The sequence below is a fragment of the Streptomyces sp. NPDC091377 genome (assembly GCF_044757045.1).
Taxonomy (GTDB): Bacteria; Actinomycetota; Actinomycetes; order Streptomycetales; family Streptomycetaceae; genus Streptomyces.
The window spans coordinates 1-11,435 of sequence record NZ_JBIVUE010000018.1 but is presented as its reverse complement, the minus strand read 5'-3'; the positions used below and the strand labels follow the sequence as shown (position 1 = coordinate 11,435).

The 11,435-nt window shown below is 71.2% G+C and carries 10 protein-coding genes, 2 tRNA genes and 1 pseudogene; 6 read left to right on the top strand and 7 right to left on the bottom strand.

Annotated features, from left to right (window positions below):
- Positions 1 to 130 precede the first annotated feature (130 nt).
- Positions 131 to 207: transfer RNA gene (locus ACIQNG_RS30695), tRNA-Pro, on the bottom strand.
- 211 nt (positions 208 to 418) lie between these two features.
- Here ACIQNG_RS30695 and ACIQNG_RS30690 point away from each other — a divergent pair.
- Positions 419 to 492: transfer RNA gene (locus tag ACIQNG_RS30690), tRNA-Gly, on the top strand.
- A 74-nt stretch (positions 493 to 566) separates the two neighbouring features.
- Here the strand turns inward: ACIQNG_RS30690 and ACIQNG_RS30685 are convergent.
- Positions 567 to 761: a hypothetical protein gene (locus ACIQNG_RS30685; RefSeq protein ID WP_401430549.1), complete on the bottom strand. Its 195-nt coding sequence runs from the start codon at positions 759 to 761 to the stop codon at positions 567 to 569.
- A 441-nt stretch (positions 762 to 1,202) separates the two neighbouring features.
- Between ACIQNG_RS30685 and ACIQNG_RS30680 the strand changes: the two genes are divergently transcribed.
- Positions 1,203 to 2,399: an acyltransferase family protein gene (locus tag ACIQNG_RS30680; protein ID WP_401489515.1), complete on the top strand. Its 1,197-nt coding sequence runs from the start codon at positions 1,203 to 1,205 to the stop codon at positions 2,397 to 2,399.
- Between the two features lie 13 nt (positions 2,400 to 2,412).
- Here ACIQNG_RS30680 and ACIQNG_RS30675 read toward each other — a convergent pair whose 3' ends face one another.
- Positions 2,413 to 2,889 carry an HD domain-containing protein gene (locus ACIQNG_RS30675; protein ID WP_401489513.1) on the bottom strand — a complete coding sequence of 159 codons (477 nt, stop codon included), beginning with the start codon at positions 2,887 to 2,889 and terminating at the stop codon, positions 2,413 to 2,415.
- A gap of 27 nt (positions 2,890 to 2,916) precedes the next feature.
- Positions 2,917 to 4,107, bottom strand: a complete 1,191-nt coding sequence (locus ACIQNG_RS30670; protein ID WP_401430555.1) for a PP2C family protein-serine/threonine phosphatase — start codon at positions 4,105 to 4,107, stop codon at positions 2,917 to 2,919.
- Between the two features lie 163 nt (positions 4,108 to 4,270).
- On the opposite strand from ACIQNG_RS30670, the gene ACIQNG_RS30665 reads away from it, so the two are divergent.
- Complete coding sequence (locus tag ACIQNG_RS30665) at positions 4,271 to 5,542, top strand: GNAT family N-acetyltransferase (protein ID WP_401489511.1); 1,272 nt, start codon at positions 4,271 to 4,273, stop codon at positions 5,540 to 5,542.
- Between the two features lie 57 nt (positions 5,543 to 5,599).
- Here the strand turns inward: ACIQNG_RS30665 and ACIQNG_RS30660 are convergent, their stop codons facing one another.
- Complete coding sequence (locus ACIQNG_RS30660) at positions 5,600 to 6,409, bottom strand: Fpg/Nei family DNA glycosylase (RefSeq protein WP_401489509.1); 810 nt, start codon at positions 6,407 to 6,409, stop codon at positions 5,600 to 5,602.
- A 64-nt stretch (positions 6,410 to 6,473) separates the two neighbouring features.
- Positions 6,474 to 6,959: a ribose-5-phosphate isomerase gene (locus tag ACIQNG_RS30655; protein WP_401489507.1), complete on the bottom strand. Its 486-nt coding sequence runs from the start codon at positions 6,957 to 6,959 to the stop codon at positions 6,474 to 6,476.
- A gap of 228 nt (positions 6,960 to 7,187) precedes the next feature.
- Here ACIQNG_RS30655 and ACIQNG_RS30650 point away from each other — a divergent pair, with 228 nt between their 5' ends.
- Positions 7,188 to 8,645: an amino acid permease gene (locus ACIQNG_RS30650; RefSeq protein ID WP_401430563.1), complete on the top strand. Its 1,458-nt coding sequence runs from the start codon at positions 7,188 to 7,190 to the stop codon at positions 8,643 to 8,645.
- A 248-nt stretch (positions 8,646 to 8,893) separates the two neighbouring features.
- Here ACIQNG_RS30650 and ACIQNG_RS30645 read toward each other — a convergent pair whose 3' ends face one another.
- A complete protein-coding gene (locus ACIQNG_RS30645; protein WP_401489505.1) occupies positions 8,894 to 9,475 on the bottom strand; it encodes a biotin transporter BioY in 582 nt (193 codons plus the stop codon).
- Positions 9,476 to 9,764: 289 nt separating this feature from the next.
- Between ACIQNG_RS30645 and ACIQNG_RS30640 the strand changes: the two genes are divergently transcribed.
- Together ACIQNG_RS30640 and ACIQNG_RS30635 are read left to right on the top strand one after the other, a co-directional pair.
- A complete protein-coding gene (locus tag ACIQNG_RS30640) occupies positions 9,765 to 11,168 on the top strand; it encodes an amino acid permease (RefSeq protein ID WP_401489503.1) in 1,404 nt (467 codons plus the stop codon).
- A 142-nt stretch (positions 11,169 to 11,310) separates the two neighbouring features.
- Positions 11,311 to 11,435, top strand: a pseudogene (locus ACIQNG_RS30635) (superoxide dismutase); the annotation flags it as partial.

Sequence of the window (11,435 nt, the reverse complement as noted above, 5' to 3'; positions counted from 1 at the left end):
AACCGCAGCCGCCGAAGGCCCCAAAAGGCGATCACGCCGGGCCCCGGGGGAATGAGACAGCGATACACGGGGGTGCGCGGGGGCGCACGGAGGTACGGCAGAGGGATCCGGGCGGGGCCCGGTGTGTACGTGGTCGGGGTGGCGGGATTTGAACCCACGGCCTTCCGCTCCCAAAGCGGACGCGCTACCAAGCTGCGCCACACCCCGTCTGGTGCGACACGTAGGGTACATGGCCGACGACAGTGTGAGCGCCGCATTTTCTGGGTAGGGGCGGACGCCGTCCCGGTTCGCGGCGCGCGGGCGCGGCGGGTCCGCGTCCACGGAGGGCGGGCGGGTGCGCGGAAGCGGTGTGCGCCGAAGGGGCGTGACCCGCTACGATGCATGCGGTGCCGCGGTCCTCGGACCTGCGGTGCGCTGTGCGGGCGTAGCTCAATGGTAGAGCCCTAGTCTTCCAAACTAGCTACGCGGGTTCGATTCCCGTCGCCCGCTCCATACGGCCCGGGGCCGGTCGCGGAGAGCGTTCCGCGACCGGCCCCGACGCGTGTGCGCCGGGTGGTCCCGGGCCCTCAGAAGCTGATCGAGTTGATGGTCTCGGCTATCGAGTCGAGGAACCTGTTGATCGACGGGGCCATGCCCGTCGAGGCCAGGAAGAAGCCGAAGAGGATGGCGACGACGGCGGGACCCCCCTTGAGGGAGCCGCCTCGGATCAACACCACCAGGATGATCGCCAACAGCAGCACCACTGACAGCGAAATGGCCACAACTGATCACACCCTCGGTCGGTCCGTCCTCCCGGCCGGGGCTGCGACCACACATCCCCCGCCAGAACCATCGTGCCACCAACCCGGCCGAGGTATGCGGCGTGTGACGCATCGTCGGTCCCTCGGGGACGTTTCCGTCCCGGCACGCGGCGCGCGCCGGCGCGGGCCAAGTGGCGTGCGCGCGGGCCCGTACCGCCCCTCACCCCATCAGCTTCGGATGAGATTCGACCGAACGGTTTCCATGTCCACACACGGTGTTCACAGGCAAGGGGAAGCCTTGAGAACGACCGACAAGGTGACATTTCGAATGTGGTCGTCCTCACGTCGAACAGCGGCACTGAACAGGGAAATCGAGGGCATGGCGAGGATATTCAGGGAGCTGCACAACCATTGATGTCGCGGGTTTCCCGGTATCCCGGACACGACGCTAAGGTGCCTCAGATGTTCTCCGCCGCCATGTCCCCCGAGAGCCTCTCGTCCGACCACAGGGCCGACCCCGCGGGTGGTCGGCGCCCCTCGCGGGACGCGTTCTTCGACAACGCCAAATACCTGGCCATCGTGCTGGTCGCGGTGGGACACGCCTGGGAGCCCGTCAAGGGCGACAGCCGGACCCTGCAAGGTCTGTACATGGTCGTGTACGCCTTCCACATGCCGGCGTTCATCATCATCTCCGGCTACTTCTCGCGCAGTTTCGATCTGCGGCCCGATCGGCTCAAACGGCTGATCACCGGGATCGCGGTGCCGTACATCCTGTTCGAGACCGCGTATTTCGCCTATCGCCGTTTCTGGGAAAAGGATGCCGGGGCGGACCTCAGTCTGCTCGATCCCTGGTATCTGACCTGGTTCCTTTGCGCGTTGTTCCTGTGGCGGCTCACCACCCCGATCTGGAAGCTGATCCGGTGGCCGCTGCCGGTGGCCCTGGGCATCGCGATGGTCGCCACGCTCTCCCCCGAGATCGGTGACGACCTCGACATGCAGCGGGTGTTGCAGTTCCTGCCGTGCTTCGTCCTCGGTCTGTGCCTGCGGCGGGAGCACTTCCGGATGGTGCGGCGCACGTCGGTGCGGATCCTGTCGGTGCCGGTGTTCGCGGCGGCGGCGCTCGCCGGCTGGTGGGCGGTGCCGCGGATGGACTCCTCGTGGTTCTACCGCAGCAACTCCGCCGAGGAGTTGGGCGCCCCGTGGTGGGCGGGGCCGGTCATGGTGCCGGTGATGTTCGGGGGCGCGGTGCTGCTGACCGCCTGCTTCTTCGCCTGGGTGCCGGGCCGTACGACCTGGTTCACGGCCCTCGGCACGGGCACGATGGCCGGCTATCTGCTGCACGGCTTCGTGGTGAAGCTCGCCGACCACCAGGGCTGGTACGACCCCGCCTGGCTGCGTCATCCGCTCGGCGAGATCTTCGTCACAGCCGTCGCCGCGGCGGGGGTCACGCTGCTGTGCACCCCGTTCGTCATGCGGGGCCTCCGGTTCGCCCTGGAGCCGAGGATGGACTGGGCGTTCCGTCCGGACGCCGGTCGAGCGGCACGCGAACGCCGGTCGAGCGGCGAGCGGGCCGGGACGGAGGCGGTGACGGAGACCGGGGCGGAGGCCGGGGCGGGGAGTGGGACGGAGAGCGGTCGGCGCGAGAAGGTCGACGCGTAGGGCCGGACGGGACCTAGGGGTTGTCCGGGCCGTCCCTGAGGCCGAGAAGGGCGCGCATGTGGGCGTACTTCTCCGTGAGGCGGGCACGGGTCGGGGCGTCGAGGGCGGCGAGGCGGGCCGGGTCGGCGTTGTGGGCCAGGTCGGACTCCTTGACCAGGAGGGCGCCCGGGGTGGCGAGGATCCGGGCGGCGTAGGACTCCGGGGGCTCTCCGGGGCGCTTGGTGAGGGCGAGGACGATGTCCTTCGTACGACGGCTCAGCCCGGCCCGCCGGAGCCGGTCCTCGGACAGGGCGTCGTCCTCGACGGCGTCGTGCAGCCAGGCCGCGGCGATCTGATCGGCGTCGCCGCCCCGGCCGCGTACCCCCCGGGCGACCGCCCGGAGGTGCTCGGCGTAGGGCCGCCCCGCCTTGTCGGTCTGCCCGGCGTGGGCGGCCAGGGCGAGCGCCTCGACCTGGGCCGGGGTGAGCTGGGGAGCGGCGGCGGGAGTCATCCGCCCAGTGTCCCAGCCCCGGCGCGGTCAGGCGGCGGGAGAGTGCGGGACGGTCGGGATGCTGCCCTCGCGGCAGATCAGGAGCAGGGCGCGGTCGTCGTTGACGTCCTTGGCGACGGCCTCGATGAGGTGCCAGGCGGCGCCGTGGAAGCCGCCCGCCACATAGCGGTCGGCCTCGCCGGTGAGGCGGTCGATGCCCTCCACGATGTCCCGCTCGGCCGTCTCCACCAGACCGTCCGTGAACAGCATCAACACGTCACCGGGCCGCAGCGAGCCCTTCACGGGGTCGAACTGCGCGCCTTCGTACACACCGAGCAGCGGTCCCTCGGCCGCCTTCTCCTCCCAGCGTCCGCTCCCCGCGCTGAGCTGGAGGCCCGGCGGATGGCCCGCGGAGTACAGCTCGTAGTCCCCCGAGTCCAGATCGAGGACGAGATGGATGGAGGTGGCGAAGCCCTCGTCCCAGTCCTGGCGCAGGAGGTAGCCGTTGGCGGCGGGGAGGAAGGCGTGCGGGGGCAGGGAGCCGAGCAGTCCGCCGAAGGCCCCGGACAGCAGCAGGGCGCGCGAACCGGCGTCCATGCCCTTGCCGGAGACATCGGTGAGCACGGCCTCCAGGGTGCGGCCCCCGTTGGTGCGGGCCGCGACGACGAAGTCGCCGGAGAAGGACTGGCCGCCGGCCGGGCGCAGCGCCATCTCGCGGTGCCAGCCCGCGGGCAGCTTGGGCAGCCGGCTCTGGGTGCGGATCCGTTCGCGCAGGTCGAAGAGCATGGTGCCGCCGCGCCGCCAGGGCACGCCGACCCGGCTGCGGAACTGGGCGATCAGCAGCCCGAAGAACCCGCAGGCCGCGACCACCAGCACGACACCCGGGGTGACCCGGGCGGGTCCCTCGGTGTACGGGCCGAGCTGGATCGACTCGATGATCAGCGCGGTGGCCGCGCCCGCGTACAGGCCGAGCAGGCTCGCCGGGCGCAGCAGCAGTCCGCCCGCGACGATCGGCAGCACCAGCGCGGCCGGGGAGAACCAGACCGGGTTGGCGAGTGTCATCGCGGTGATCACGGGAATGGTCAGCAGCAGACCGACGAGCGCGATCCAGTCGGAGCCGTCGCCGCGGAAGTAGTCCACGGCGCTTCTGCGCACGCCGACGCGGGCCCGGTGCCATTGCTTCTTCAACCGGGCCGGGAACGTCTCGGCCGCCGCGCGCCGCTCTCGTCCTGCTGCCATTAGTTCGGGACCCTATCCATCGGACCGGCCGCCTGGCACGGGAGGTCCCACTTGTCCCCCGTCCGAGGCTCGACTTCACAGTGAACTTCACGGGAGGCGCTCGCGCCGCCCCCCGGCGGAAATTCCCTCGCTCGTCCGGCAATGCCCTGGTAGGCATGGGTTCATGGCGACTGATGCGACAGGTTCGGTGAACGGCCCGGCGGGTGCGGCACGGCTTCGGGTGCTGGACCCGGACGCATGGGACAGCTGGTACGACGTGCTGCTCCGGGCCTTCGGCGGGGTGCCGGAGGCCGCCGAGGAGCGGGAGCTGTGGAGGGCGCTGACCGAGGCGGATCGTTCCCTCGGGGCGTGGGACGGCGAGGAGTGCGTGGGCACGGCGGGGGCGTTCAGCTTCCGGCTGACCGTACCGGGCGGTACGTCGGTCCCGGCGGCCGGGGTGACCATGGTGAGTGTGGCCGCGACCCACCGGCGGCGCGGGGTGCTCACGGGGATGATGGCCCGGCAGTTGGCGGACGTGCGGTCCTGGGGCTGGCCGCTGGCCGTGCTGACGGCCTCCGAGCCGGAGATCTACGGGCGGTTCGGGTACGGCATCGGCACCCGGCAGCTGAATCTGGAGGCCGACACCCGGCGGGTGCGGCTGGCGGTGCCGCCGGGCACGGACGACGTACGGCTGCGCTATGCGGCGCCGGGCGAGGTGCTGGCGCGGTGCGAGGCGCTGTACGCGCGCCGGGTGCCGCTGCGGGCGGGCATGGTGGAGCGGCTGCCCGGCTGGGACCGGCTCGGGGTGCTCGACCCGGAGAGCGAGCGCGAGGGCGCCTCGCCGCTCCAGTGCGTGGTCGCGGAGCGGGACGGCGAGATCGTCGGGTACACGCGGTTCCATGTGAAGCCGAAGTGGGAGCACGCGGTGGCCGACGGCACCGTCATCGCGCGTGATGTGGAGGCGCTGGACCCGGCGGCGTACGCGGCGCTGTGGCGGTTCCTGTTCGACATCGACCTGACGTCCCGGCTGATCGCGCACCAGCGGCCGGTGGACGATCCGCTGCTGCACCTGGTGTCGGACGTACGGCGGTTGAAGCCGCGCGAACGGGATGCGCTGCATGTGCGGCTGGTGGATGTCGGTCAGGCGCTGGCGGCGCGGACGTACCAGGGGCCGGTGGATGTGGTGCTGGACGTCGAGGACGCCTTCTGCCCCTGGAACACGGGGCGCTGGCGGCTGAGCGGCGACACCAAGGGCGCCACCTGCGAACGTACGACCGAACCGGCCGATCTCGCGCTGTCCGTGCGGGAGTTGGGCGCGGCGTATCTGGGCGGGGTGACGCTGGCCTCGCTCGCGGGGGCCGGGCGGGTCCGTGAACTGCGGGGCGGGGCGCTGGCCGAGGCGTCGGTGGGCTTCGGTCCGGGCGGCCTGGCACCGTGGCTGCCGCACGGGTTCTAGAACCGGCTCCGGTACCGGTACCGGTACCGCTGCTACCGGTGTGCCGGTAGCGGCCGGTCAGGGTTTCTGGCAGGTGGGGCACCAGAAGAGGTTGCGGGCGGCGAGATCGGCGGTACGGATCTCGCCGCCGCACAGATGGCAGGGCAGGTGGGCCCGGCGGTAGACGTAGACCTCGCCGCCGTGGTCGTCCACGCGCGGGGGGCGGCCCATCGCCTCGGGGGTGTGTTCGGGGCGGACCGTGTCGATGCGGTTGTTCCTGACGCCCTCGCGCATCAGGGCGACCAGGTCCGTCCAGAGGGCGTCCCACAGGGCGGGGGTGATGTCGCGGCCCGCGCGGTAGGGGTCGACGCCGTGCCGGAAGAGGACCTCCGCGCGGTAGACGTTGCCGACGCCCGCGATGACCTTCTGGTCCATCAGCAGGGCCGCGATCGTCGTACGGCTGCGGGAGACCCGCCGGTACGCGGCGCCCGGGTCGGCGTCCGCGCGCAGCGGGTCGGGGCCCAGGCGGGCGTGGACGGCCTGCTTCTCGGGGGCCGTGATCAGGGCGCAGGTGGTGGGGCCGACGAGGTCGACGTACGCGGTGTCGTTGCGCAGGCGCAGCCGGACGGTGTCGGTGGGCGGGGGCGCGGGGGCGGCGCCGAAGGCGACCTTGCCGAAGAGGCCGAGGTGGATATGGACCCAGTCGGCGTCCCGGAAGCCCAGGAAGAGGTGCTTGCCGTGGGCGTCGGCGGTGCGCAGCCGGGCCCCGTCGAGCAGGGCCGTGGCGTCACTGAACTTGCCCTGCGGGCTGCTGACGCGGGCCTCGCGGCCGGCGAACTGCCGGGAGTAGTCCTGGGCGAGCCGGTGGATCGTGTGCCCTTCCGGCACGCTCGGTCTCCTTCTGTACCGGGTCCGGTCCTAGGGTGGCGGGGTCGGTCCTGGGGTGGCCGGGTCAGTCCTGCGGGTGGTGCGCCGGGATCGGCGGGAGGTCGCCGGTCGTCTCGTAGGCGCTCAGCATGTCGATGCGGCGGAGGTGCCGCTCGTCGCCCGAGAACGGGGTGCTGAGGAAGGTCTCCACGAACCGGGTCGCCTCGTCCTGCGTGTGCATGCGGGCGCCGACGGCGACGACGTTGGCGTTGTTGTGCCGGCGGCCCAGCGACGCCGTCTCCTCGCTCCAGGCGAGGGCCGCGCGCACCCCCTTGACCTTGTTCGCGGCGATCTGCTCGCCGTTGCCCGAGCCGCCGATGACGATACCGAGGGCGTCGGGGTCGGCGGCGGTGCGCTCCGCGGCGCGCAGGCAGAAGGGCGGGTAGTCGTCCTGGGCGTCGAAGAGGTGCGGGCCGCAGTCCACGGGCTCGTGGCCCGCCGACGTGAGCCACTCGACGAGGTGGTTCTTCAGTTCAAAACCGGCATGGTCGGAGCCGAGATACACGCGCATGGGATGAGTGTGACATGCCGGGGTACGCGTGGCAGCGCTGGGTGGACCGGCGACAGGACACCCCTATGGATTACGAACCTCTGGAGAAGCTCAAGCGGCGGTCTGGATTTGAAGGTTCTCGTTTATCGTTCCCTCCGATTCACCGGATGTCCCCCACCGTTCCCCCCTCTCCACGGCATCCGCTGACATCCACTGGTACCCACCCGACGACGCGAAGGGCTTCCCCCCATGACGTCCCAGCCGACGCTGCCGAAATCCGGCCCCGGCCCTGAAGGTCCCGGAGGTCCCGGAAGTCCCACCGAGCCGGGTGGCGGCCTCCAGGCGGGCCTCAAGAACCGCCATCTGTCGATGATCGCCATCGGCGGGGTCATCGGTGCCGGGCTCTTCGTGGGCTCCAGCACCGGTATCGCCACCGCCGGTCCCGGCATCCTGCTCTCGTACGCCCTCGTCGGCACGCTCGTGGTGCTGGTGATGAGGATGCTCGGCGAGATGTCGGCCGCCAACCCGACCTCCGGGTCGTTCTCCGCGCACGCCGACCGGGCGCTGGGGCGGTGGGCCGGGTTCTCCATCGGCTGGCTGTACTGGTTCTTCTGGGTTGTCGTGCTCGCCGTCGAGGCCACGGCCGGTGCGGCGATCCTGGAGGGCTGGATCCCGGCCGTGCCGCAGTGGGCCTGGGCGCTGATCGTGATGGTCGTACTGACCGGGACGAACCTGGTCTCCGTCGGCTCCTACGGCGAGTTCGAGTTCTGGTTCGCCGGGATCAAGGTGGTCGCCATCGGGGCGTTCATCGTGATCGGCGGGCTGGCCGTGTTCGGGCTGCTGCCCGGCGCCGACAGCTCACAGGCCGGGCTGGCGAACCTGACCGAGCACGGAGGGTTCCTGCCGAACGGGCCCGGGGCGATCCTCACCGGTGTGCTGCTGGTGGTCTTCTCGTTCATGGGCAGTGAGATCGCCACGCTGGCCGCCGGGGAGTCGGAGGATCCGCAGCGGGCGGTCACGAAGTCGACCAACAGCATCATCTGGCGAATCGGTGTGTTCTATCTGGGGTCCATCTTCGTCGTCGTCGCGCTGCTGCCGTGGGATTCCTCCGCGATCCGGGAGGACGGCTCGTACGTCGCCGCGCTCGACTCCCTCGGGATCGCGCACGCCGGGCAGATCATGAACTTCATCGTGCTGACATCCGTGCTGTCCTGTCTGAACTCCGGGCTCTACACGGCCTCGCGGATGGCCTTCTCGCTCGGGGAGCGGGGGGACGCGCCGCGGGGGTTCGCGCGGACGACGGGGCGGGGGGTGCCGCGTACGGCGATCCTCGTGTCGGTGGTCTTCGGGTTCGTCGCGGTGTTCTTCAACTACAAGTTCCCGGACTCGGTCTTCCTGTTCCTGGTCAACTCGTCCGGGGCCGTGGCCCTGTTCGTGTGGTTGGTGATCTGTTTCTCGCAATTGCGGATGCGGAGGATCATCGAGCGGGAGGCGCCGGAGAAGCTGGTCGTGCGGATGTGGCTGTATCCGTATCTGACGTGGGCGGCGGCGGGGCTGATCGTGTTCGTGCTGGGGTACATGTTGACGGACACGGAGCATGACGGGCGTACGACGGTGTTGTTGTCGTTGCTGGTTGCCGCGGGTGTGGTGGGGGTTGCGGTGGGGCGGGAGGTTGTGCGGCGGGCCTCTCGGGCGGGGGGTGGGTGATGGCGGTTGGGGGTGCGGGGTGTGCCGGGGGGTGCGGGGAGAGTGCGGGGGGGTGTGGCTTGTCGCGCAGTTCCCCGCGCCCCTAGAAACAGGCGGTTGCCCTGACGGGGTGGAAAGGTGTGGGGGGGTGAAGCCTGTCGTGCGCGGTTCCCCGCGCCCCCAAGACAGGCGGTTGCCCTGACGGGGTTGAAAGGTGCGGGTGGGTGTCACTGGTCGTGCGCGGTTCCCCGCGCCCCCAAGACGGGGGGTCAGGGGGTCTTGGTGAGTTTCCAGGCTGTGGGGAGGGCTCCCATGGCCAGGGCTGCCTTGAGGGCGTCGCCCAGGAGGAAGGGGGTGAGGCCGGCGGCGACGGCGGCGGTGAGGGAGAGGTCGGCGGCCAGGGCCAGGTACGGGACGCCGACGGCGTAGATGATCGCCGAGCCGATCAGCATCGTGCCGGCCATCCGCGGGGCGGAGCGGTCGGCGCCGCGGCGGGCCAGGGCGCCCACGACGGTGGCGGCGAGGAGCATGCCGAGGACGTAGCCGAAGGACGGGGCGGCGACTCCGCTGCCGCCCTCCGCGAACCACGGCACGCCCGCCATGCCGACCAGCGCGTACAGCGCCAGCGAGAGGAAGCCGCGGCCCGCGCCCAGGGCGGTGCCGACGAGCAGCGCGGCGAAGGTCTGCCCGGTGACGGGGACCGGGGAGCCGGGGACCGGGACCGCGATCTGGGCGGCGATACCGGTGAGCACGGCGCCGCCGGCCACGAGGGCGACGTCGCGGACGCGTGAGGCGGGCAGCAGATCGGCGAGGACCAGGCCCGGACGGGCGCTGGTGGCGGCGGTGCTCATGGGGACTCCGCGGGAGTGAGGGCAGGTCGGGACAGCGCGACGCTATCCCAGCGCCCACCGGCCGATCACCGTCAGCCGTCGACAAAGGGGGCGGTGAACGATTGGTGGGCTTCGGACAAAGGGTGCGCGATACACCCGGGTTGACGTGATGCCGGTCACTGAGGTGAGGGCTGCTCGGTCACATGAGCTGGACCGACGGGTCGCTGTTGGATTCCTCCAAGATCGAGCCGGGCGGGCCGGGGTTACCCTGAGTTCTCTCCCCACGGCCCCGACCAAGGACGCCCCGACCATGTCGCGCTCCCCCCTGCGCCCCGGCTCCGCCGAGGCCGCTCCCCCCGCCGAGGCGTCTTCGGACGCCGCCCTCACCCACGGGCTGAAACAGCGCCATCTGTCGATGATCGCCCTGGGCGGAGTCATCGGCGCCGGGCTGTTCGTAGGCTCCGGGGCGGGCATCGCCGCCGCCGGTCCCTCGATCGTCGTCGCCTACACCCTCTCCGGGCTGCTGGTGATGCTGGTCATGCGGATGCTGGGCGAGATGTCGGCGGCGTATCCGTCGTCCGGCTCGTTCTCCGCGCACGCCGAGCGGGCGATCGGCCCCTGGGCGGGATTCACGGCCGGCTGGGCGTTCTGGGTGCTGCTGTGCACGGCGGTGGGCCTGGAGGGCATCGGCGCGGCGAAGATCGTCTCGGGGTGGCTGCCGGGCACCCCGGAGTGGGCGTGGGTCGCGCTGTTCATGGTGGTGTTCTGCGCCGTGAACCTGGCGGCCGTCCGCAACTTCGGCGAGTTCGAGTTCTGGTTCGCCGCGCTGAAGGTCGGGGCGATCGTGCTGTTCCTGGTGCTCGGCGTGCTGGCGATCGCCGGGGTGCTGCCGGGCACGGACGCGCCGGGGGCGAGCAATCTGAGCGACTTCCTGCCGGGCGGCGCCGAGGGGCTGGTGATCGGTCTGCTGGCGTCGATCTTCGCCTACGGCGGTCTGGAGACGGTCACCATCGCGGCGGCCGAGTCGGAGAACCCGGTGCGCGGGGTGGCGAGCGCGGTACGCACCGCCATGTGGCGGATCGCGCTCTTCTACATCGGCTCGATGGCCGTGGTCGTCACCCTCGTCCCGTGGGACTCGCCGGACGTCGTGGAGAAGGGCCCGTACGTCGCCACCCTCGACCACCTCGGGATCCCGGGGGCGGGTCAGCTGATGAACGTGGTGGTGCTGGTCGCGCTGCTGAGCGCGATGAACGCCAACATCTACGGCGCCTCCCGGATCGCCTACTCGCTGGTGGGGCGCGGGCAGGGGCCGAAGGCGCTGGGGCGGGTGTCGGGCGGGGTGCCGCGGATCGCGGTGGCGGCGTCCTCGGTGTTCGGGTTCGGGTGTGTGCTGCTGAGCTACTGGCGGCCGGACGACGTCTTCTCCTGGCTGCTGAACATGATCGGCGCGGTGATCCTGGTCGTCTGGATCTTCATCGCGGTCGCGCAGCTACGGCTGCGGCGCCGGCTGGAGCGGGAGGCCCCGGAGCGGATCGTGGTCCGGATGTGGGCGTTCCCGGCGCTGACGTGGGTGGCGCTGGCAGGGATGGCGACGGTGTTCGTGCTGATGGCCCGGGAGCCGGACACCCGGGTCCAGTTGTACTCGACCGGCGGTATGACGCTGTTCCTCGCGGCCGTCGGCTACGCCCGGCAGCGCAGGCGGGCGAAGGGCTGACCCGCCCGGCCCCGACGGGCCCCCGCACCCGGGACCACCCGGGTGCGGGGGCTTTTTCGCGCGCCCCGCACCGGCGCGACCGCTCTCCTGCTGCTAGCGTGCAGTTGCAAGGCTTGTGCAATAAGAGGTCGGAGGGGACCGCATGCCCGTCTACACGCTGCCTGAACTGCCGTACGACTACTCCGCGCTGGCCCCCGTGATCAGCCCCGAGATCATCGAGCTGCACCACGACAAGCACCACGCGGCCTATGTGAAGGGCGCCAACGA

What these genes read in the sequence shown, in the direction of transcription:
- ACIQNG_RS30680 (WP_401489515.1), top strand. Translation starts at nt 1,203, where the DNA reads ATGTTCTCCGCCGCCATGTCCCCCGAGAGCCTCTCGTCCGACCACAGG.
- ACIQNG_RS30675 (WP_401489513.1), bottom strand. Translation starts at nt 2,889, where the DNA reads ATGACTCCCGCCGCCGCTCCCCAGCTCACCCCGGCCCAGGTCGAGGCG.
- ACIQNG_RS30670 (WP_401430555.1), bottom strand. Translation starts at nt 4,107, where the DNA reads ATGGCAGCAGGACGAGAGCGGCGCGCGGCGGCCGAGACGTTCCCGGCC.
- ACIQNG_RS30665 (WP_401489511.1), top strand. Translation starts at nt 4,271, where the DNA reads ATGGCGACTGATGCGACAGGTTCGGTGAACGGCCCGGCGGGTGCGGCA.
- ACIQNG_RS30655 (WP_401489507.1), bottom strand. Translation starts at nt 6,959, where the DNA reads ATGCGCGTGTATCTCGGCTCCGACCATGCCGGTTTTGAACTGAAGAAC.
- ACIQNG_RS30650 (WP_401430563.1), top strand. Translation starts at nt 7,188, where the DNA reads ATGACGTCCCAGCCGACGCTGCCGAAATCCGGCCCCGGCCCTGAAGGT.
- ACIQNG_RS30645 (WP_401489505.1), bottom strand. Translation starts at nt 9,475, where the DNA reads ATGAGCACCGCCGCCACCAGCGCCCGTCCGGGCCTGGTCCTCGCCGAT.
- ACIQNG_RS30640 (WP_401489503.1), top strand. Translation starts at nt 9,765, where the DNA reads ATGTCGCGCTCCCCCCTGCGCCCCGGCTCCGCCGAGGCCGCTCCCCCC.